Consider the following 16,453-nt stretch of genomic DNA (forward strand, 5'->3'; position numbering starts at 1 on the left):
CACCTCTTTTTTAATCGAAACTGTATGTGCTTCCGCCATCAATCTTTTCGGCAATACCAGTTGTAGCATCTGGTGCATCATCGTGTTTATTTTTACCTTCGCGTTGGTATTCGGTCATTGCTTTGAAATATTCGGGCCATCTCTCACGCCAGTTACTAGGGAAATATATGTGATCCATTACCCATGTGGCATTAGATAAAATACGCGCTTGTTTGTTCTTACTCTGATGGAATGGCTCAACACGCGTGAAATTTGAATTGTGGTTCGTTTTGAGTAATCGTTCGACTGCTCGAGCAAAGCCACGTCCACCACTGTTTGATTCAATGTCAGATACATTTACTTTATCTTTATGAAGCATTTCCGCCGTTTTTGGTTCAGTCACTTCCATGCCATCTTTCGTATAAAGAATATCGAGTACATACGCTTCATTATTGAATGTGATGCCGTAATTGATTGAACACAAGAAGTCCTCACCTGTATCTGCCGTATCTGTATAGTTCTTAATCTGTTTAAACTGCGGCAGCTCACCGTCATATGTCTTAAATTTGCTATATAATCGTCCTTTAACATCAATAGGCTCTTGCTGGTAGTTAGCAGCGGCAATCTCCGGTCTCATTGCACGAGTTTTACTTTCGAATGATCTACGACTTAAAATTTCATCACATAGCATTGAGCCATCTTCTTGTTGCGCCTTTAAATTGATATGACGGACTTTTTTACCTTCTTCTTTAAAATGAAGAAGCGCTCGCCCTGCTAAATCTTTAGAGGACCAACGCGTCATAATGATGATTATTTTCCCGCCTTCTTCAACTCGAGAAAGCATCGTATTTGTGAACCATTCCCAATGCTTTTCAAGCACACCTTCGTTAAAAGCCTCTTCAGCATTTTTGATTAGGTCATCGATAATAAGTAAAGAAGCACCGAACCCTGTCGCTGTACCAGTAGGTGATGTAGCTAAATAGTTATTGTAACCACCCTCTAAGCTCCATAAGTTCATTGCACCGTCCCCATGCTTGATACGCGTATCAGGGAAGATGTCGCTATATACTAATTTATCCTTATCCCCTTTAACCTCTGAAATATCATTTCGTACAGCTTTGGAAAATGTAGTTGATAGCATTTCGTTATAGGAACCCGTCATAATCTTTTCACTTTGATTCTGGCCGAATACAAATTTAGCGAACATAGATGCCGTTCGTGATTTCCCGTGACGTGGAGGAACGTTTACGATCATTACCTCATCATCAGATTCATAAAAGTCTTGCATCTCATCACACATATAAATTAAAAAGGCTCGACTCTCTTTATAAAAAGAAGGAGCGAGCACATTGCAAAACTTAAAGAAATTCGTTTTTGCTTCATCGAGAGCTTCAAGCTGCAGCAGCGTTTCTAACTCTAATAATTCTGCATCTGTAATCATTTTAACTTCGCCTTCAATTCAGCTATTCTTTTATGTCGTTCTTCAGATGTCATTTCGACGACCGTATTGGTTACTTCTCCACTGTGCTCGACCTTATCTATAAATGCGCCATTCGTTTTAGCGATAAATTCCGAAGCTTTTAAACGATCTTTTGTCTCGAGCGTTTCATCCCTTAACACAACGGTCCAAAACTGTTTCACTTCTTTTATATCAGCTATTCTTGCGTCATCTAACTCTTCGTTTCGTTTTTCGATGTATTTTATTATGTCAGGTTTTGTAAGGTTTTCCTGCCCGATGCTTCTAGCAGTTTTTTCACTATACCCTGCGCGAATAGCTGATTCTGTAGCGTTTCCTGTTTCGATATAGTAATCAGCGAATCTTTGTTGCTTAATAGTCAGTTTCACTACATACCACCTCACTCCTTTTAATTAAGACGTAAAAAAAGAGCCCTTACCAGGCTCTATACGGAATAAATATTCTATCTTTTTGGAAATCCACTAATGTAATGGGTAACTTATTATTCACAAAAGCCCAAATTGTTCTTTCGTATATTTTGTTATCGATTAATACAAGTCTTGGTTTACCACCTGTAACAAGTTCAAATACATTTTGATATAGCAATAATTGTCCTACGCCCTGCATTTGATTAAAAGTACCAGTGGAAGGGTGTTTATTATTTGCCTTCTTCACTTCAAATATCGTCGCAGTTGAATCGATGTGCTTTACTACGATGTCAAAAATCACTTGAAAATCGTCTAATTTAATTTGTCTTTGCCTATGGACTGATTCAATCTTAGGTAAATTCAAAAATTGGCATATCTCTTCAATATGCATCACAACATTATTTTCAAATTCTTTCTCTGAACCATCAAATTCCCATCTTACTGGTTCTTTCAATAAATCTATCATTCTGTCCATTTTACAACCTCCTACAAAAGACTTTCCCAATGGCATCACCTCATTATGCTAGTCGCTCAGTTTATTTTTAGGCAATAGAAAAAACACTCAAAATAAATTGGGTGCTTAAATTTCATACCTATAAGTAATACTTATTTTCCCCTTTTGCTGCCAGCGATTAAGTAAGAACTATATAATCTATAGTTTTGTTTACTGTGAAATCAACATCAGCTACCTTATCATTCAAGTTTTTTTGTAAATTAATTATCTCTTCAATGTCTCTAGGTTTCATTTCCTCATACAATTTCTTAAATTCGAAATCTAAATCTAAATTATTTTCTTTTACTTTACCACTAGCCAAAAATGTGAAACTCATATTAGTTCCATTGGGTTTATATTCTTCAACTTTTATGTCAGGGTTATTTGTAAAGGTATAGAAAGCAAGCTCCCCTTTATTATTTTTCCCTCCAATTACTCCTAATAAATTATCAATTTTATATTCTGGAGCTTCTTGTATAAGTTCTTTAAGTTCTTGAGCCGCTTTAGCTAAATCTAAATAACCTACATCACTGCATTGTTTAAATACAAATTCAGCCGCATTCGCTTTTCCTGTACAAGAAACAAATTGACTATCATTAAATACTCTAATCTTAGAATAATTTTCCGTAATTATTTCACCTGTTTCTGAATTTGTTGCTCTTTTATCCGCAACCACTGAAATAAAGTTATGCATACCCACTACTGAAACAAAACTCACCTTCATCCCCCTATTTATCTACAATTTTATACAAATTATACTCTATAATCCAAAATAAACAAAATAAACATTCTCACAAATGTTTGTTCTTATTATTTTTGTTCATGTAAACAAGGAGAACACCGACCCAAGGGGAGCCGACGTTTTCATATATTGTCGATACTAGCATATTATCAAATTCATTTTGCTCTGCATATGTCCCCGAATTACCCTATTCCATTTCTACCGACTTTGTCAAAATGTCTGCGAATCAAAAACACCTTCGAAATTCAAAATAAAAAGCCACGCTCGAGTGAGCGTGACTAAAAATACATTTTTAATTACAACTCAACAATTTTTGCTTTCTTTATATAAGTTACAAGCTTTTCTCCCACAGAATTAAATGAATAAAATTCATCTACTTCTTGATTAGAAACATCCGCACTTTCACCATCGACATCTATGTCAACGGATATATTAGATTCGTATTCCTTTTTAATCATTTGTAAATTAACGCATTTTTCTAAAGTTAACATTAAGCTTGTTATATCGACTTTTTTCGTTGATAAAAAATCTTTTAATTTTTTATTATACAGAGTGAAATATTTACTATCACGTTGTGATACGTAGGTGTGCAATAATGTTAGATTTTCAAAATCAAAATCATAAAATTGTATCAATGCATTTATACAAATCAAATCTTCATGTGACGCATCTTTATCAGAAAATACTATTTCGTTTGCAATAACTCCTAAGACTATTGGAGCCTTATTTGTTTGACTTTCAATTACTTTTCTGTACAACTCTAAAACGAAATCTTTCCTTTTTTCTTTTTTCAAATACTCTCTTAACTTCTGTTGTTGTTTTTCACTTAAATGATCGCCACTTAAACTTTTTAAAAAAATAGTAAATTTCTTTTCAGCTAGTGTGTTTAAGATGCTAGTAGCAACATTAGCAATTTTTGAAGAATCTACGAGTACTTGAATGATTTCATTATCTAGTATTTCGCTACTTACTCCAGATATTTCTAACAATTGACTTTTCATTTCATTAATATTGCTCATTATCCTCACCTCCCACTCAATCATAAATCAAGTGGGAATCTATTACACTAATATTATTTTATTTCCAACTCATTATGCTAAATGCTTAGGAAATAAAAAACACCCCGAAGGATGTTATTTTATTTGGATAATATAATACTCCCCATCACGGGATAGAATTTTTTTATTAACTAATTTATTTAGTTCGCTCTTTAGTCTAGAGCGCGAAATTTTTAGTTCTTCAGACATCCAAATCACATCAGATAGTTTAAATTTTTCGGGTATATGACTTACTAGATAGGTCAAAATCCTGTTTAATATAATTCGATCTTCAAAATCTGAATTATTATCAGGCATTGAAAGGAAATGAGCTTTTTTAGCGATTGGATTTACATATACTGTTTTCAATCGTTCACTTAACTCATTCAAATCTTTAAGAATTTCTTGATTTTCAATTTTCGGTTCTTCACCATCATTCTTTTCGTATTTTCCTTTTAATGTAGAAATCTCTTTTATAATTGATTGATTACTTACATTGATTGCTCTCATCGATTCCATTAAATCTTCTTTTAACTGACCGATTTCCTCGATACTTTTATTTACTGTGCTTAAATTAGTTTGTAATTTTTCAGCAGATTCTTTTATATCGCTGACTGTATTTCTTTGTCCTGCAACATCCGTAATTGTCATTACAATTGCAATTACAGATAATATTAAAGATGAAACTGTTGAAGCTGTTCCCATAGTTGTGTTTGCCGTTTCTGTGTTTCCAAAAGCAATAACTAAAATAAATGCTAATAAAATTACAGAAATAATAATAATGTAAATTAAATGTACTATACTGATATATCCTTTTTTCATAATCTACCTCCCACCCAATAATAAATCAGATAGGAATATATTACTACAACTTTTTTCACTCTCAACAGCACGCACCCCTAAACTAGCAATACGCACTATTCAAAGCCCTACTCAATCATAGGCACAATCCTACCGCCACACACGCACTTACTAGGCACCGTTTTTTTAACAGTCTCATGACCAACAATAGTACGCCCAACTTTACGACCGATAACTGGAGCAGGTCGTTCGCAATCCTCACACATCAATACGTATCTCATAATCTCCCTCCTTTTTGAATAGAAAAAGAGTGCAACGCCGCTCACGTTACACTCTCAAACACATTGATCAATATTAATTTGTCGTTGTACAGTAGATAGCCCTCTCGTTTTTATTTTGTGGTAAAAATGGAAATCTACATCTTAAAGATATTTCATATAGCATATGATTAAAAGAAACAAATTTTCGTCACACCTGTCACTTTTGCTCCAACATCATATCGATAATTCGTTCGCGTATGCGGGAGATGGTTTGCCCAGATAATTGCATAGCTCTTCCTACAGCTCGCAAACTATCCCCATTTAACAGGCGGAACAAAACTTCTTGCTCTCGATCGCCCTCCACAAAACAAATACGCTTTTGTACTTCACTCACTTTGCGCTTGTACTGTAATATACGTAACCCACCATATTGCGTACGGCGATTCACCTCATAAAATACAGGATCACTTACACCACCACTAGCTTTTGGCATTGTCGCTTCAATTCCATATCCAGCGACTTTCGCTACTGGTAACGCAGTTGCAATTTCCTCAACTTCTGATTCCTTGATTGTTTCAATCATCCAATGGTAATCTTCAATCCATTGCATGATGTTACCTTTTGAAACGGTTACTTGCTTTTGCCCTGCCATAAGATTGCCCCCTTATGCTATAATAATGTTGTCGGATTATTTGTAACAAAGGGAGCTATACGCTAAACTAATAGAGTATAATTTTGCTGACTGAGGTGTACGGACTTCGGTCTTTTTTTATGCCCAAAATTCAATAGACAAAATTCTCTACAAACCAGTCGTAAAATGATTCTAACGCTTCGTATTGCTCTAACTCTTCATTATCTTGCGTTCTTTCCATCCTTTCGTTCAGTTCATCAATAACTTTAGGTATCATTTATATTTCTCCTTCACTATTTTCTTTTTACAAAATACTTAGCAAGCTAACCGAACTTGATTTCGTCGTATTTCCAAAAGCCGTATATATTTTCATTTTGGTAGCTTACTCTTTTGAGTTTTATTACTTCATCTAATGACCTTTTGAAACATTCATCACATAAGTCTAATTTCACTTTTTCGAAAGATGATAATTCTGCGGGTTGCATATTCCTTTCGTAAATAGTGCCTACAAATAAAGCTGAATACGAATGCGAGTGGATATTTTCGTTTGCCAATCCTTTCTCTTTACAAATATCACATGTATAAATAAACTGCATTATTTCTTCTTTCATTTTCTTCATCCCCCTACATGTCACTATGTTGCTGCTTTAGTTTTCCTTGTACCATAATTGCACCCTCGCCATATACACAATACCCGTCCGAAAATTGCACATAGGAATCACTTATTACACCGTGACCACAACATGCATTCATGATATTCGGCAGCGTTCCTAAGCACCCATCATGACCTTCTGCCGTATTCGGGAGATTGCAATGACCACAAGCGCGTTTATGCCAAGTGCTCTCTACTTTTTCATTGGTATCAGAAAAATACCATGCCCCGTTGACTTCATGAATGTCATATCCCCTAAATTTACCACTCACACTACCCACTCCTTTCCTACGCATTTTTTTATTAACATTGACGAAATGTTGATTAATCTGTTGATCCATCAGTAAAATTACATAACACTTCTAATTCTCCATCAGGATAAACAGTCAACCAATCCCCTGCGCCAGTAACCTCGTTATCAGCAACTAAACCTCTAGTTTGATGTACTTCATTAACACCTTCACCTATAATCACGATTTCCTTTGTGCTAATCGAACGACATATATCATGCAACTTAATAATATTGCCCTTAGAACATTTAACGTTGTATCCAATTTCTTTCATAATCGTTTTCCTCCTTATTTTTAAAATTTACTTATCAATTTTATTCAAATGCTTAAATTTCTAATTCAAAAAAGTTGTACTTTTTATACTCGTCTAATCTCCAACTGTAACCTTTAAGTTGTAACAATTTCTTAGTGCCATCTCTATCTTGAAAATAAATATTTTCATAGTCATTTATTGCGATTTTACGCATTACTCTAGCTATCGATACTTGACGATAAACCATTTATATCCTCCTTCCTTTTGAGTGGATTTGTTCAATTCCGAACAATCGTATGGATCCACGTATAGTTTTCAGGATCCATACACGAACATTGTTTTAATTACTTAATATTTCTACGCTCACTTCTGCCCTCGGTGTCATATCATAAAATTTACGTACAACCATCTCAACGATCTGCGCATCATCATGCCAAATGATTTTCGTGCAGCCATCCTTAATGCCCTTAACCAAATTATCTAAATCTGGCTTAGTCGTCGGTCGTAACTCACCACTATCAATAAGCGCTTGTTTTGGCTTTGTGTGGTACTTCTTTGGTGGGACGATAAATACATCCACCTTCAACCTTATAGGCTCCATAATCGGCTCTTGTGGCTTATTCTCCCATGCTACGAGCTTGACCAACTCTTTATAGTTACGAGACTTGGGAGCGTCGTGTGTTCTGACGCCATTCCCTGCTCGGCTGAATCTTGGTCGCTCCTGCGCTTGTACTGCCCCTGGTACTGTAAATTGAATCATTGCCCTATCACTCCTAAGCTACTAACTTTTCTTTCACCACAACCCGATAGCCCTCTTTTCTCAGGTAGTAAATTTCCTCATTCGTGAGATGCCCAGCGATAAAATACTTGCTACGACCTAGACGTTTAACCAGCTCGATATATCTCATGAATTAGTAACCACTCTCCTGACGTTCATGGTTTACTTTGTTTTTAGCGTAGTAAGCTGCTTCGACTTGTTCCCATTCAAAGCCTAACGTTTGCCCTAGATCTAAAAGGTGGTAAAGAACAGATTTGTAAGTCGATTCTTTCTCTTTTATCATCCCATCATTACGGTGATGCCAGTACAATTCCGTCGTAAATGCCATCACTTCCATAAACAAGTCCATAGTAGGTTGTTGGCTATTTATAGAGATGAAATTAAAGTTGTATATCTGTAATTCGATACCAATACTAAGTGCAAAGTGTAAGCAGTCTACGTATTCTTCGAGCAATGGATTTCGTTCTCCGTCATACCCAGTACCTTTACATTCTTCGCACTGAATATATTCATGGCTTCCGTTCCCTTCCGCTGCTTCTTGCACCATTTCATAATTTTCATCGCCAGTTCCTTGGCACGTTGCACATTCAACTTTTTCGAAAGTTCTTGGCTCCTGATCAGTACTCCACTTCTTAAACCCACGCCATTCATTAGCACATTCAGCTAATTCCACTTGTAACGCTAACAACTTCCAATCCAAATTATCCTGCCCCCGTAATTCCGGATGCTTTGTATAAATGTGCCCATCCAATTGAGCCTGTGTTTCAAATAACTTTTCTAAATTCATGCTGGCACCTCCAACGAATGCTCAATCCAAATCTTCAACCGCTTTTCTATATCCGACAGTTCCAACATTTCTTTTAAACTGTGTTTGATCTTCATCTTGTCTGATTCAAATCGCACTATCTGCAACACATTTAATATTTTCGAAGAAGTAGTGTCGTAATAAATGGCAAAAGGCTTCGTGTTTGTGAACACAATCTTTTCTCCTAAACCGTTATTCATGACGACACCTACCATTCCCTCCTGGAAACGAACCACCCTCACGTTTTCAAAAGTCGTACATTCATCGGAAAATGGTGCAAATGATAATTTTTCGAACTCGCTAACTTTCAACAGTCTCGCCCCTTTTCTTAGCCATACCGGCATTAACTAAATTTTGAAGATAGCGCAACTGCTGGGCTGCGTAATATGCATCTGTACAGCCTAGCAATCTCGTATGTACGTCCACTAATGCCTCATAAGGAAATACATACTCGCTGATTAATTCACTAATTGCTTGATCTACTTGTTGTTTTGTCATGCTGCTTGAACTCCTAAGCTATCGCCGTAATGGTCAAAGTAATTGCACGTTTCCTCAATCGTTGCGAAACCTTTTATTTTATGGAGCTGTTGCATCCAAAAGTGGAAGTCTGTTTTAAATTGCTCGTTGCCGTATTTGTGATAATTAACACCGTTCAGTACTAGCATGTTTAGCGCGAATTGTTCAGTCATTTGTTATCCTCCATCCCGACCATTTCGTTAACTCCAACAAAATGGTCGATTTATATTTTTTAAAAGAATTTAAGCGCCCTCGTTTTCCTGCAAAAAGGCTTTAAATTGCCCAAACCGTTCCTTTGCATGCTCACGGCGGTAACTCGTCGCCTTATTTTCGATTGGTTGCATCATCTCAACGATACGGTCATTTGAGCGTTTACCTAATTGCTCCGGTAAATCTTTTGGTGACATATTACTAGTGGCTAAAATCGGCTTATTGCGGCGGTAGCGGTTGTCGATAATCTTGAAAATCGTTTCCTCCACCCAATCGCTCGTTTTCTCTGCGCCTAAATCATCAATAATGAGTAAGTCGCAAATTGATAAAGCTTTTAATATCTGTTCCTCTGACTCTTTATTGTTGCGGTTAAACGTGGCTTTAATCTTGCTAAGCAAGTCAGGCATCGATACAAAGACAACAACTAATCCCTTTTCTCGCATTGCATTATGGATAGCTGCCGCTAGGTGCGTTTTGCCGTTACCAGGATCACCCCAAAGCAAAATGCTCTCACGCCCAAACGTTTCGAACTTGTCCACGTAGTATTGCGCAATTTTATAAGCATTTTCAGAACCTGCCCGTACCTCAAAGTTACTAAAATCGGCTTGTAAATAACGGTCACCTACTTGGCTAATTGCAAAGAGCTCGCGTACTTCACGTTCACGTTGATAATTTTGAAATTCCTTTTGTTCAGCGTCAAAGGCTTCAACCTCACATTTGCATTTTGGTTGTACCCAGCGTTTTGTACCTAATACGTCGATTTCCATTGCTGGTACTTGCTGATTACAGATAGAGCAAAGTTTATAAGGAGAAGTCGTCATGTTCTGACCCACGATTTCCGCTATTTGTTTGAACGCCCCTTGTATTGGTTTCATAACGTTTTCCACCTTTCTTTTGATTGAATGCTTCGTCGTCACGTTGGATTTCTGCTAAAGTTGTTAAGCGCTTTTTCTGCCAATCTATTAAAATACCTTCTGTATAACGTAGAGTTGTAACGTTAGCCATTGCCGTTCGTTTCATCGCTTCAATGATTAGTTCATAAGGATATTCATTTTCCCAGTGAATAATAGTTTCTGTTTCAAAAGGTGATAAATTGAAACGGATATTTTCTTGGAAAAATGTAATTATGTTAACTGGAGGCGAAGCTTTAGTAATAGCAGCAGTAGATCTTTTAAGTTCTTTATCTACTTCTATATCTTCTTCTACTTCTGTTGCGTGATTCGTCGTGACTGTCACGTGACAAGGTTCAACTATGTCATTTTTTGGTGCCGCTAATGCCTTTTTTCGTTCACGTTCCTTTTGTTTACGCAACCGATTTTGTTCACGTATCTTCTCCATCCCGTCAATGTTTTGGTGCTTTTCCCAGTTAGCTATTCGGACTAATTCGCCATCCTCTACATCAACCATCCCGTAACGTTTAAAAGCCTCTAACGCTAATCTGACGGTGTTAAGTGGGCGGTCAAATACAACCGACATTTCTTCAACGTTCATCGGAATATTTTCTGTTAACATGATGTAACCATTACTGTTCGCCTTACCAGCAGCCGTCAGTAATTTAATCCAAATGACTAAGATCGTATCGCCCTCTGGTAATTTTTCGATAAGCCTAATTTTCGTGCTGTCGAACATATCTGTCTTAAGTTTTATCCAAGTGATTTCAGCCATTGCCCTAGCCCTCCTAATCTCGCTTTAATAAATCCATGTCGTAGCCCAGTTTAATAAAATCGATACATAAAATGCGGTTGACGCCATTGCCCAAACGGTCATAAATCATATCCATTTCTATGCGAGTAAAATTTGTATCCAATAAGTAATTAAAGTTCCTTAATACGTTATTAGCAGCTCGTGTAGGTAAACCTTTAGCAATCGATCGCGATAACCATTCAAACATTTTGCATTTGAATACAAGCTCCGAATCGACATTATCTAAACGGAAATAAAGGTTGTATCTTGGCACTAAAATAATTTCGTCATTTGGATTGATGAACGCTTTCGGAAAAACTTGTAACGCCCGATTGATCATGCTTTTTAGAGCTATTTGACGCTCTAAGTCTTTCAATATTTCTTCTTTAGCCATTGCCCTAGCCCTCCTAGTAAACTCTCCGTGGTAAAACCCCGATTGTCATATCATCGTTTTCTAAAATAAATATTCGTAATGGTCCTTGATGGAAAACGGTGATATTTTCATCAGCAGAAAATTTAATAAAAGCTTCTAAAGCATCCAATAAATATGCAGGCGTGAACGAAAGAGTATTTTCACTATCTAAGTGCTGATCGATATCTAGTTCAAAGCCCTCTAACTTTATTTGCATACCAGGCACCGTGAGTTCGATAGATTCTTTTGTAAACGTAAATTTCACACAATCAAACTTGCTAGATTTGATAAATTTAAGTGCAGGAATTAGCTGCATTGCATCTCCTTTAGATAATTTGAAAGAAGCTTGTAACTTCTCACTAACCTCTACTAATTTCGCTAATTCTGGAAAGTTGTAACCTCTGATCAAATCCAACGTTTTATGATTCAGCATCAAATTTTCTTTATACGAATGAATGTTTTTTAATACAATTGCTCGATGACTGTCGGTAGCTTGGATTTCTCCATTTTCTCTTACAGCTACATAAGTTAATGCTGGTCTACTTTGTGATGTACACACAAATTTCTTTGCTACCTCTAATGCTGGAGTTAATCTTTCGCGCCCTACTACTTCGATTTCATTTTTTAATGCTACTGCCATATGTTTTGCCCTCCCAATCTATTGAAGCCCTCTATATTCTTTAACCTTGCTAATTAACAAACGACATTGATCTTCATCGAACATCGCTATATGTGCCTTTTGTGGTGGTAAATCCATAAGTTTTTGCATCAAACGATAAGCTCCATTACGTCCCATTTTGCGGAATTTGCCCTTCCACAATGGATCAAAAATTGAATGTGCTGTCATTCGTAATTGACGCAATGGTTTATTTGCTAATGTACCTAGTGGCGTTTTACCTTTGCCGTGTGTGCCAACATAGGCATCGCATGGATAACAAACGTATACATTCGTGCCATAGTCCTTGCCGTAGAATTGTTTACTGGAAAGGAACTCTACTGGACCTGTGCAGTATGGACATTCCATAAAAATCACTCCTAAGGTATATAAATCATCTTGCCAGTTGCCCTTGCAACTGCTTTAAAAATGCGCTCCACATTGCTGTTGTTGTCTGACAAGTGGAGCAAATGTATTTCTTGGACTTTGCTCAAATCATTAGCAGCAAAGAAGTTTAATAGATTTTCTAAACTAAAATGTGATTTCATTACTCGCCTTCGCATAGATGGATGAATGCGGCCACTTTCTGCATTTTCGTCCAACGTCTGTTGGTCATAATTACATTCGATGAGTATATGAGTAAGTCCAGTGAATCGGTATTTGACGTAGTACGTATCAGTAGCAAATAATAGCTTGTCCCCGTTATCTGATTGGAGCAAAAACCCTAACGGCTCATTCACGTCATGCTGCACGTCAAACGGTAAAATCGTCCATGTACCAATAAGAAACTGTTTCTTGCTTTTAACGACGCGAATTTGCACATCAGTTAAGCCCATACCGTCTTTTGTGCCTTGCGACATGTAAATCTTCATCCCACGTTTTAAACAGCCCTCAACACCCTTGCAATGGTCCATATGCTCGTGTGATATTAATACACCTGCTATATTGCTAGTTTCGAAATTGACGCCTTGTTGAATTTGCTTGAATGAAATGCCTGCCTCCAGTAGTAAGGCGGTGCTGCCATCACTAATGTGATAGCAGTTACCTTTACTTCCTGTAGCGATTGTTTTGATTTCAATCATTTTTAGAATCCTGGATCATCTTGTTGAATTAGTTCTTGTTGCTCGTACTCTTCGACAACTTGCGCATTTTGGACATGGACAACAGGTTCTTTTTGTTGTTTAGTTGGTGCAATATCCAAAACTTCTTGATTAGCATTTTGTTCAATTTCTACCTGAATATTTTCTTCTGGTGTAATGTCTTTGCGTTCGTTTTCGTACTCATTTTCAGTTGAATTATTTATCGCTTCGATTAATAAATCGCTATCATCCGATGTATTGATAAATGCCTTAGCAGCTCGATTAATAACCGTTCTCTTAGCCATTTCTTGCGGGAATTTTTTATGAACAGTTTGGGATGTTTTACTTTGCCCCCAAGATGTTTCGATTTCCTTTTTAGTCATAACAGTTAAAATTTCTTCATCATCTGCCGTTTGGATAATTGCATAAGCTCCTAAAATATCCTTATCACGATTTTCAAAAGCAGTTTTGTGACTAATTAAACGTTCGCGACCATGATAATTTTCGTAATCGAATACATCATCTTGATATATAACATTCGCCCAAATGTCCTTAACGCCACTTAAACGTTTAAGCACTTGTTGTGTACCAAAATATGAGCGAAGCATTTGTAACTGTGTACCATACACCACAAAATAGCATTGTGTTTTAGCTGGGCTTAACCCTTGAACTGTCATGTCTAGTAATGCATTTGCAATGGAATCTTTAGTACACACTTCTAATGCTGGACGGTTTGATTTATCCTTCACTTCTTGAAGTTTGAAGAATGCGGATTTTAAAGCATTGCTAGCATTATAATTTTGCGGAATTACTAGCCCTTCTTGTTGCAACTCGCCTAATTTACCGTTGACTTGATCTGTAATATCCCGCTGAATAATAGCTACTTGATTTGACATGTTAAATTTCCCCCTTTTAGTCGCAATAGCTACGGTTGCAATGTGGGCAACCTGTAACTAATTGTGTTTTTGCTTCTTCCACAGAAATTCCGCACATAATGCTAGTGTGATTTCTATGAGGTAATTCCTCGTAAATGTTTTTATTGCAGTTCCAACAAGTTCCGCCGCGTGGAGCGAAATGCGGAGCTCCAGTTTCTTTGCAGTATTCTGCTTGCGCTTTTGCGCTTTCGATAATATTGAATGTTTTTTCAGACATATTAGATAGCCTCCTTCATGTCGTTAGATTGCTTTCCAATCTGTTCAATCTGTAACTGACTGTACTTATTTTTCCATTCAGCTTTCGCCTTCTCGTAGCTACCGTGGACAGATACAAGCACGTTTACAACTTCCTCTGGGTAGTTTTCAAAGCTTTGAGGAACAATTAAACTAATAAGTTGAGTGTCCACATCGATAAACTTGGTTACAGCCTCGGCATTGTCTACAAAAATTGGAGCTTGGATGCCGTAATGAGCCGATAACGTATTGATGATATCTAATCCGACATTGATTTTTGCGGCGTTATTTAAGCCAGAACCATAAGGAACACCTTCGTATAACGTTTCGCATACTTCATTTAAGCCCCCGTTGACTTGCTCTTCGAAAAGTTTGAAGCGTGCATGTTTAAACTTGCTGTTGATACGTTCTGTAAGCATTTCTACCTTTTTGCGTGTGAACGTTTCGATAAGGAATAAGTTACCTTCTAACAGCTCATATTCAGCTGCTAATCGTTGCTGGTCTGCCTCTAGTTGAGTGATTCGTACTTTACTAGCTTCTACGTTTGCAAATTGAGCTAGTTCAGCGTTAACACCTTGTTTTTGCTCTTCTAGCTGGCGAATGTTTGCATCGATATCTGCAACAACTTCATTTGCATTTGCTTTCATATTTGTGATTTCCGCATTAACAGAAGTAATTTGAGTAGATAATTGTTTGTACTGATCTGCTGTTGTAACGTCTGGAACTGCCGTTTGTGCTTGCTGTAATTTTTCGTTGTATTTGGCAAGCTCTTTTTCTGCTGTAGCTAATTTGTCGTTAAGCTCTTCTGATTTAGGCACTATAATAGAAGTAAGTTTGTCGTTAGCCAATTGGATGTTGGCTTGGATTTGTTTGTTTTCTTCACCAAACACTGGGCCTTCCGCTTTAATTTCAACCTTTCGAGTAGAAATACGCTCATTGAATTGCGCTAGTGCTTCATTTCGTGCTGCTTGTAATTGTTCATCCGGTAAGGATTGTTTGCACGTTGGGCACTCGGGTTCGTCTGAATGTTCGAACGTCAGTTCATTTAAAGATGAAAATTCATCGCGTAACTTTTGCATAGACGTTTCGTTCTGTGTAATGCGATTGTTAAATGATTGAATTTCACGATTAATAGACTCTTTTTCCATATCGTTCATGCGAATTTCTGACTGGATAATTTGAATATTCCCTTGTAGTTCCTGTAAACGGACTTGCAACTTATGAATCTCCGTTTTACTATCTGATTCAAAAGTGCGTTTAAAATCGTTTAACTGCATTTCAAGTTCTTTCAGTTGGTGTTGCTTGTCCAGTAATGCCGAACCGTTTGTAACTGCATAGCGCTGGTCTTTTAAACTATTAATTTCAGCTTCTAATGAAGTGACTTGTTCATTTAAAGCGTCAACATCCACCGACATTTCTGGAATCATTTTGTGGATTTCGTCGATACGTACCGGGATTTTTTCAAGCTCGTCATTGATATGTTTTTTACGGCTTGCAATGATCTTTTTCATGTCCTCGATTGATTTGCCGGATAACACATCATTTAATTTTGCTAATGCTGCATCTGATGCGATTACATCCCCGTCGGAAATATCTCCGCAAACCTCTAGTAAAATGTTTCTTTGTTCCTGCCATTTAATATTTTCATTAAAGTAGGTAGGAGAAGTTAATAGCTTGAATACATCCTCTTGTACGATTGATTCAACTTTTGCAACGTATTCTTTTTTACTCAACGGCACATCATCCACAAAGTGATATGTTTTATAACCCCCAAACTCTTTATTAGCTTGGCCACGTTTTTTCGTCCAGACTTCTCTATAAATTTTCTTTAGTTGGACCTCAACACCATCCACCAGGAATGTTCCTTCGACCGTGTGCTCCAAGTTGTGCACTTTATGCCCCGACCCTGTTAACGTTTGAATCGCAAACTTTGAATCGTTGTTGCTATCCTTGTCAAAAAGGAGCCATAGGAACGCATCAAACACTGTCGTTTTGCCTGTAGCGTTGTCACCATAAATACGTGCATTTTCACGTTTCACGTCCACATCCAATAACGAGATACCTTTAAAATTACGTAATTTCATCACGACTAATTCGATTTTCTTCATATAATGATTCCTCCTG

The 16,453-nt window shown here is 37.1% G+C and carries 27 protein-coding genes; all 27 read right to left on the minus strand.

What is annotated here, in order from left to right; all coding sequences use genetic code 11:
* Positions 1–10: 10 nt before the first annotated feature.
* Complete coding sequence (gene terL, locus MHI10_RS12140; RefSeq protein WP_340785738.1) at positions 11–1,420, minus strand: phage terminase large subunit; 1,410 nt, start codon at positions 1,418–1,420, stop codon at positions 11–13.
* Positions 1,417–1,824, minus strand: a complete 408-nt coding sequence (locus MHI10_RS12145) for a terminase small subunit (protein WP_340785739.1) — start codon at positions 1,822–1,824, stop codon at positions 1,417–1,419. Before MHI10_RS12145 ends, terL begins: the two co-directional genes overlap by 4 nt.
* Before the next feature lie 46 nt (positions 1,825–1,870).
* Entirely contained in the window at positions 1,871–2,338 is a 468-nt protein-coding gene (locus MHI10_RS12150) for a hypothetical protein (protein WP_340785740.1), read from the minus strand.
* A 157-nt stretch (positions 2,339–2,495) separates the two neighbouring features.
* Positions 2,496–3,074: a hypothetical protein gene (locus tag MHI10_RS12155; protein WP_340785742.1), complete on the minus strand. Its 579-nt coding sequence runs from the start codon at positions 3,072–3,074 to the stop codon at positions 2,496–2,498.
* Positions 3,075–3,394: 320 nt separating this feature from the next.
* Positions 3,395–4,117 carry a hypothetical protein gene (locus MHI10_RS12160; protein ID WP_340785743.1) on the minus strand — a complete coding sequence of 241 codons (723 nt, stop codon included), beginning with the start codon at positions 4,115–4,117 and terminating at the stop codon, positions 3,395–3,397.
* 114 nt (positions 4,118–4,231) lie between these two features.
* Positions 4,232–4,957 (minus strand): coiled-coil domain-containing protein, encoded by a 726-nt coding sequence (locus tag MHI10_RS12165; RefSeq protein WP_340785744.1) that lies wholly within the window; start codon positions 4,955–4,957, stop codon positions 4,232–4,234.
* Between the two features lie 107 nt (positions 4,958–5,064).
* Complete coding sequence (locus MHI10_RS12170; protein ID WP_340785745.1) at positions 5,065–5,217, minus strand: hypothetical protein; 153 nt, start codon at positions 5,215–5,217, stop codon at positions 5,065–5,067.
* A gap of 196 nt (positions 5,218–5,413) precedes the next feature.
* Positions 5,414–5,848, minus strand: a complete 435-nt coding sequence (locus MHI10_RS12175) for a hypothetical protein (protein WP_340785746.1) — start codon at positions 5,846–5,848, stop codon at positions 5,414–5,416.
* A gap of 130 nt (positions 5,849–5,978) precedes the next feature.
* Positions 5,979–6,104 (minus strand): hypothetical protein, encoded by a 126-nt coding sequence (locus MHI10_RS12180; protein ID WP_340785747.1) that lies wholly within the window; start codon positions 6,102–6,104, stop codon positions 5,979–5,981.
* Positions 6,105–6,150: 46 nt separating this feature from the next.
* Complete coding sequence (locus MHI10_RS12185) at positions 6,151–6,438, minus strand: hypothetical protein (RefSeq protein WP_340785748.1); 288 nt, start codon at positions 6,436–6,438, stop codon at positions 6,151–6,153.
* Between the two features lie 13 nt (positions 6,439–6,451).
* Entirely contained in the window at positions 6,452–6,751 is a 300-nt protein-coding gene (locus MHI10_RS12190; RefSeq protein WP_340785750.1) for a hypothetical protein, read from the minus strand.
* Positions 6,752–6,803: 52 nt separating this feature from the next.
* Positions 6,804–7,043 carry a hypothetical protein gene (locus tag MHI10_RS12195; protein WP_340785751.1) on the minus strand — a complete coding sequence of 80 codons (240 nt, stop codon included), beginning with the start codon at positions 7,041–7,043 and terminating at the stop codon, positions 6,804–6,806.
* A gap of 52 nt (positions 7,044–7,095) precedes the next feature.
* Positions 7,096–7,269, minus strand: a complete 174-nt coding sequence (locus MHI10_RS12200; protein WP_340785753.1) for a hypothetical protein — start codon at positions 7,267–7,269, stop codon at positions 7,096–7,098.
* Between the two features lie 93 nt (positions 7,270–7,362).
* On the minus strand, positions 7,363–7,782 hold the full coding sequence (locus MHI10_RS12205) for a RusA family crossover junction endodeoxyribonuclease (protein WP_340785755.1): 420 nt from the start codon (positions 7,780–7,782) through the stop codon (positions 7,363–7,365).
* 151 nt (positions 7,783–7,933) lie between these two features.
* Positions 7,934–8,587, minus strand: a complete 654-nt coding sequence (locus MHI10_RS12210) for a dUTP diphosphatase (RefSeq protein ID WP_340785757.1) — start codon at positions 8,585–8,587, stop codon at positions 7,934–7,936.
* Positions 8,584–8,916: a hypothetical protein gene (locus MHI10_RS12215; RefSeq protein ID WP_340785758.1), complete on the minus strand. Its 333-nt coding sequence runs from the start codon at positions 8,914–8,916 to the stop codon at positions 8,584–8,586. Before MHI10_RS12215 ends, MHI10_RS12210 begins: the two co-directional genes overlap by 4 nt.
* Positions 8,906–9,103, minus strand: a complete 198-nt coding sequence (locus MHI10_RS12220) for a DUF6877 family protein (protein ID WP_340785759.1) — start codon at positions 9,101–9,103, stop codon at positions 8,906–8,908. The genes MHI10_RS12215 and MHI10_RS12220 overlap by 11 nt, the downstream gene beginning before the upstream one ends.
* The gene (locus MHI10_RS12225; RefSeq protein WP_340785760.1) at positions 9,100–9,294 is read right to left on the minus strand and encodes a hypothetical protein; all 195 of its coding nucleotides are present in this window, start codon (positions 9,292–9,294) and stop codon (positions 9,100–9,102) included. Before MHI10_RS12225 ends, MHI10_RS12220 begins: the two co-directional genes overlap by 4 nt.
* 69 nt (positions 9,295–9,363) lie before the next feature.
* Positions 9,364–10,206 carry an ATP-binding protein gene (locus MHI10_RS12230; protein WP_340785761.1) on the minus strand — a complete coding sequence of 281 codons (843 nt, stop codon included), beginning with the start codon at positions 10,204–10,206 and terminating at the stop codon, positions 9,364–9,366.
* Complete coding sequence (locus tag MHI10_RS12235) at positions 10,133–10,996, minus strand: phage replisome organizer N-terminal domain-containing protein (protein WP_340785762.1); 864 nt, start codon at positions 10,994–10,996, stop codon at positions 10,133–10,135. The genes MHI10_RS12230 and MHI10_RS12235 overlap by 74 nt, the downstream gene beginning before the upstream one ends.
* Positions 10,997–11,009: 13 nt before the next feature.
* Complete coding sequence (locus MHI10_RS12240) at positions 11,010–11,408, minus strand: hypothetical protein (RefSeq protein ID WP_340785763.1); 399 nt, start codon at positions 11,406–11,408, stop codon at positions 11,010–11,012.
* 13 nt (positions 11,409–11,421) lie between these two features.
* Positions 11,422–12,066: a hypothetical protein gene (locus tag MHI10_RS12245; RefSeq protein ID WP_340785765.1), complete on the minus strand. Its 645-nt coding sequence runs from the start codon at positions 12,064–12,066 to the stop codon at positions 11,422–11,424.
* 18 nt (positions 12,067–12,084) lie between these two features.
* Entirely contained in the window at positions 12,085–12,450 is a 366-nt protein-coding gene (locus tag MHI10_RS12250; RefSeq protein ID WP_340785767.1) for a zinc-finger-containing protein, read from the minus strand.
* Positions 12,451–12,461: 11 nt separating this feature from the next.
* Positions 12,462–13,163 carry an MBL fold metallo-hydrolase gene (locus MHI10_RS12255; RefSeq protein WP_340785770.1) on the minus strand — a complete coding sequence of 234 codons (702 nt, stop codon included), beginning with the start codon at positions 13,161–13,163 and terminating at the stop codon, positions 12,462–12,464.
* A gap of 2 nt (positions 13,164–13,165) precedes the next feature.
* Positions 13,166–14,056 (minus strand): recombinase RecT, encoded by an 891-nt coding sequence (locus MHI10_RS12260; protein ID WP_340785771.1) that lies wholly within the window; start codon positions 14,054–14,056, stop codon positions 13,166–13,168.
* Between the two features lie 16 nt (positions 14,057–14,072).
* Positions 14,073–14,312 carry a hypothetical protein gene (locus MHI10_RS12265; protein ID WP_340785772.1) on the minus strand — a complete coding sequence of 80 codons (240 nt, stop codon included), beginning with the start codon at positions 14,310–14,312 and terminating at the stop codon, positions 14,073–14,075.
* 1 nt (position 14,313) lies between these two features.
* Positions 14,314–16,437 (minus strand): hypothetical protein, encoded by a 2,124-nt coding sequence (locus MHI10_RS12270; RefSeq protein ID WP_340785773.1) that lies wholly within the window; start codon positions 16,435–16,437, stop codon positions 14,314–14,316.
* Positions 16,438–16,453 lie beyond the last annotated feature (16 nt).

This window comes from Solibacillus sp. FSL K6-1523 (assembly GCF_038005225.1).
In the GTDB taxonomy this organism is placed as follows: domain Bacteria; phylum Bacillota; class Bacilli; order Bacillales_A; family Planococcaceae; genus Solibacillus.

Coding starts and splice junctions, on each gene's coding strand:
- terL (WP_340785738.1), bottom strand. CDS start 1,420: ATGATTACAGATGCAGAATTATTAGAGTTAGAAACGCTGCTGCAGCTT.
- MHI10_RS12150 (WP_340785740.1), bottom strand. CDS start 2,338: ATGGACAGAATGATAGATTTATTGAAAGAACCAGTAAGATGGGAATTT.
- MHI10_RS12160 (WP_340785743.1), bottom strand. CDS start 4,117: ATGAGCAATATTAATGAAATGAAAAGTCAATTGTTAGAAATATCTGGA.
- MHI10_RS12165 (WP_340785744.1), bottom strand. CDS start 4,957: ATGAAAAAAGGATATATCAGTATAGTACATTTAATTTACATTATTATT.
- MHI10_RS12170 (WP_340785745.1), bottom strand. CDS start 5,217: ATGAGATACGTATTGATGTGTGAGGATTGCGAACGACCTGCTCCAGTT.
- MHI10_RS12175 (WP_340785746.1), bottom strand. CDS start 5,848: ATGGCAGGGCAAAAGCAAGTAACCGTTTCAAAAGGTAACATCATGCAA.
- MHI10_RS12180 (WP_340785747.1), bottom strand. CDS start 6,104: ATGATACCTAAAGTTATTGATGAACTGAACGAAAGGATGGAAAGAACG.
- MHI10_RS12185 (WP_340785748.1), bottom strand. CDS start 6,438: ATGAAAGAAGAAATAATGCAGTTTATTTATACATGTGATATTTGTAAA.
- MHI10_RS12195 (WP_340785751.1), bottom strand. CDS start 7,043: ATGAAAGAAATTGGATACAACGTTAAATGTTCTAAGGGCAATATTATT.
- MHI10_RS12200 (WP_340785753.1), bottom strand. CDS start 7,269: ATGGTTTATCGTCAAGTATCGATAGCTAGAGTAATGCGTAAAATCGCA.
- MHI10_RS12205 (WP_340785755.1), bottom strand. CDS start 7,782: ATGATTCAATTTACAGTACCAGGGGCAGTACAAGCGCAGGAGCGACCA.
- MHI10_RS12210 (WP_340785757.1), bottom strand. CDS start 8,587: ATGAATTTAGAAAAGTTATTTGAAACACAGGCTCAATTGGATGGGCAC.
- MHI10_RS12220 (WP_340785759.1), bottom strand. CDS start 9,103: ATGACAAAACAACAAGTAGATCAAGCAATTAGTGAATTAATCAGCGAG.
- MHI10_RS12225 (WP_340785760.1), bottom strand. CDS start 9,294: ATGACTGAACAATTCGCGCTAAACATGCTAGTACTGAACGGTGTTAAT.
- MHI10_RS12230 (WP_340785761.1), bottom strand. CDS start 10,206: ATGAAACCAATACAAGGGGCGTTCAAACAAATAGCGGAAATCGTGGGT.
- MHI10_RS12235 (WP_340785762.1), bottom strand. CDS start 10,996: ATGGCTGAAATCACTTGGATAAAACTTAAGACAGATATGTTCGACAGC.
- MHI10_RS12240 (WP_340785763.1), bottom strand. CDS start 11,408: ATGGCTAAAGAAGAAATATTGAAAGACTTAGAGCGTCAAATAGCTCTA.
- MHI10_RS12245 (WP_340785765.1), bottom strand. CDS start 12,066: ATGGCAGTAGCATTAAAAAATGAAATCGAAGTAGTAGGGCGCGAAAGA.
- MHI10_RS12250 (WP_340785767.1), bottom strand. CDS start 12,450: ATGGAATGTCCATACTGCACAGGTCCAGTAGAGTTCCTTTCCAGTAAA.
- MHI10_RS12255 (WP_340785770.1), bottom strand. CDS start 13,163: ATGATTGAAATCAAAACAATCGCTACAGGAAGTAAAGGTAACTGCTAT.
- MHI10_RS12260 (WP_340785771.1), bottom strand. CDS start 14,056: ATGTCAAATCAAGTAGCTATTATTCAGCGGGATATTACAGATCAAGTC.
- MHI10_RS12265 (WP_340785772.1), bottom strand. CDS start 14,312: ATGTCTGAAAAAACATTCAATATTATCGAAAGCGCAAAAGCGCAAGCA.
- MHI10_RS12270 (WP_340785773.1), bottom strand. CDS start 16,437: ATGAAGAAAATCGAATTAGTCGTGATGAAATTACGTAATTTTAAAGGT.